The following is a 2862-nucleotide window of genomic DNA, read 5'->3' on the forward strand; positions in this document are numbered from 1 at the left end:
ACCGAGTGGTGGGGCGAGGACCTTTTGGTTACTTTTGGGTCCTTCCAAAAGTGACCCGCTGTAAGAGCGGAACCAATACCCGCCATCACCCAAATAACGGATATACCCCCAAAAAATCAGCGCCGACTATCGAGCCACTCCAACCCCGTACGCCAAACACAAATCCCCAGAAAGTAAGCCGACATCACCGACCACAACCCAAACGTCCAGGGGTTGGTATTCGGATAATCCACCACCATCAAAAAGCTGCACAACAACCAGATCGTGGTTACAGCGATATTGAGCGGCATAAACCGCTTAACCCGAAACGGATGCAAAAACTTCATTGGCGTCACCGTCAACAACGCCAGCCCAATGACCGTGGCCAAGGATACCCAAGCGTCCGGCTGGATGATGTAGACGCACAACGCAACCACATTCCAGGCCGCCGGGAACCCGACGAAGTAGTTGTCTTTGCTTTTCATGTTCACATTACAAAAGCAAAACAACGACGACACCAGAATCACCGACACCGTAAACAGGTGAGTAAATTCAGGCAGGTCGATATAGCGGTAGATAAACAACGCCGGAATAAACACGTACGTCAGGTAATCAATCACCAGGTCCAGCACCGAGCCATCGAAGCTGGGCAGCACGGTGCTGACATTCACCCGTCGCGCCAGGGAACCGTCGACGCCATCGACCACCAACGCCAGGCCCAGCCAGAGCAGGCAGGCCTTGGGCGAGTTTTCCAGCAGCGCCAGGGTGGCCAGGAAGGCCAGCACCACACCCGTGGCTGTAAAGCCGTGGGCGCCCCAGGCTTTGAGTCTGGCTACATGCAGGGTCGAAATCACGGGCGGTTCTCCAAAAGGTGAAACGGGGCAGCCGACAGCGTAACGCTGTCGAGTCTGGCCAGGGAATGCAGGTATCGACCGGGAAGGGGATCATAAGGTTCACCACCCCGGCGTATCACTTAGCGTAGCAAGCGCAGGACGTTTCGGCATCAACCCTGACGGAACACCAGCGCCTTCAACCCGCTTTGCGGGTCAATATCCTTAAATTCCGGCGGGTTTTCCAGACGTTCGACAAAACGCAGGCCCGGTGCTTCGCGGGTTACGCCGTCGATCAGGAAGTCTTCGCCAAAGGCCGGATCGTTCATGCACGCCAACACCGTGCCTTGCCCGGTAAGCAGATCCGGCAGGCGGCGCAGCACGCGCTGGTAGTCTTTGGTCAGCAGGAAACTGCCTTTCTGGAAGGACGGCGGGTCGATGATCACCAGGTCATACGGGCCACTGTTGGTGACCTTGGCCCAGGACTTGAACAGGTCGTGGCCCAGAAAGCTCACTTTGCTCAGGTCATGACCATTCAGCCGATGGTTGTCGCGACCCCGGCTAAGGGCGCCACGGGCCATATCGAGGTTCACCACGTGGTCAGCGCCGCCTTCGATGGCCGCCACAGAGAACCCGCAGGTATAAGCAAACAGGTTGAGTACTCGCTGGCCACTGGCTTGCTCACGCACCCAGTTGCGCCCGTAACGCATGTCGAGGAACAGCCCGCTGTTCTGTTTTTTACCCAGGTCGATCAAATAACGCAGGCCGCCTTCGGTGATGGTCCGCTCATCGATGGCATCGCCCACCAGCCATTCGGTGGTGCTCTGCGGCAGGTAGCGGTGTTGCAGGGCCACGGTGTAGGCGCTGAGCGCGGATTGCAGTAGCTGTTTCAAGTCTTCCAGCTGCGCCGCCTCGGGTTCCTTGAACAGCGAGACCAGAATCACGCCCTCAAGCCAGTCCACCGTCAATTGCTCCAGGCCCGGCCAGCAGCGGCCACGGCCGTGGAACAGGCGGCGGGTTTCAGCCGGCGGGCTGGCAAGAGCGGTGAGCAGATGGGCGTGCAGGGTAGCGAGTGCGTCTGGGTTCATCGTTAAACGTCAGTCATTGTGCGGCCGGCATTTTAAACACAGTTGCGAGCCAGCGTTCGTAATATGGCTTAGACGGTAGCAATCAGGGCTGGCCCAAATGCCTCTTTCAAGAATCCCGGCGCGATGTAGCGCTCGTAATGCGCCTCTGACAGCAGAAAAAACTCCCGGTCAATCGCATCACGCAAGTCCGCCAGATGGCGCTCACGAAACTCCGGCAACAACGCCAACCCGTACGCTTCCAGTTTGGAAATCACCCGCGCACCGCGGGCAATCAACTGGTACGCCCAGCAATATGGCGACTGGTGCGGCATAAAGCGGATCTTGCGGCTTTCAAGTTGCTGACGCAGCAAGTGCGGGTCGAACACCTCCAGCTTGCTGGTCATCACTTGCACCAACAGTTGCTCCAGGCGCAGCCACACCGCCTGTTTCTCGTCGGCGTTGTAGCCATTCCACTGGATCACTTCATGGTGATAACGCTTGCAGCCCCGGCAGACCAGGTCCCCGTAAACGGTGGAGCACAGGCCGACACAGGGCGTTTTGATGGTTTGGTTGGGCATGAGTCGATGTTTTGCGGGATTGGAGAATCACCCGTATCGGGTGTGGAAACCGGATTAATGTGGGAGCCGGCAAGCCAGCTCCCACACAAATCTCACTTTTGATTTCAATCAATCCCAGCTAAGCGCGCCGCCGGTCTGGTACTCGATCACACGGGTCTCAAAGAAGTTTTTCTCTTTCTTCAAGTCCATGATCTCGCTCATCCACGGGAACGGGTTGGTCGTCCCTGGATATTCTTCTTTAAGGCCGATCTGCGACAAACGACGGTTCGCGATGAACTTGAGGTAATCCTCCATCATCGCCGCATTCATGCCCAGCACTCCACGCGGCATCGTATCCCGCGCATATTCAATCTCCAGCTGCGTCCCCTGCAGAATCATCTGGGTCGCTTCTTCCTTCATCTCGGCATC

The 2862-nt window shown here is 57.3% G+C and carries 4 protein-coding genes; all 4 read right to left on the reverse strand.

All coding sequences use genetic code 11. From position 1 onward, the window contains the following. Positions 1-116: 116 nt before the first annotated feature. On the reverse strand, positions 117-833 hold the full coding sequence (gene pcsA, locus ACP7A2_RS27030) for a phosphatidylcholine synthase (RefSeq protein WP_348061594.1): 717 nt from the start codon (positions 831-833) through the stop codon (positions 117-119). 149 nt (positions 834-982) lie between these two features. Next, positions 983-1897, reverse strand: a complete 915-nt coding sequence (locus tag ACP7A2_RS27035) for a class I SAM-dependent methyltransferase (RefSeq protein ID WP_426136836.1) — start codon at positions 1895-1897, stop codon at positions 983-985. A gap of 68 nt (positions 1898-1965) precedes the next feature. Continuing rightward, positions 1966-2454, reverse strand: a complete 489-nt coding sequence (locus ACP7A2_RS27040; RefSeq protein ID WP_426136837.1) for a DUF1289 domain-containing protein — start codon at positions 2452-2454, stop codon at positions 1966-1968. Between the two features lie 108 nt (positions 2455-2562). After that, positions 2563-2862: ribonucleotide-diphosphate reductase subunit beta (locus tag ACP7A2_RS27045; RefSeq protein ID WP_223495910.1), on the reverse strand; the 300-nt coding region annotated here is incomplete at its 5' end.

It is taken from the genome of Pseudomonas sp. PWP3-1b2, from assembly GCF_049896045.1.
In the GTDB taxonomy this organism is placed as follows: domain Bacteria; phylum Pseudomonadota; class Gammaproteobacteria; order Pseudomonadales; family Pseudomonadaceae; genus Aquipseudomonas; species Aquipseudomonas antarctica_B.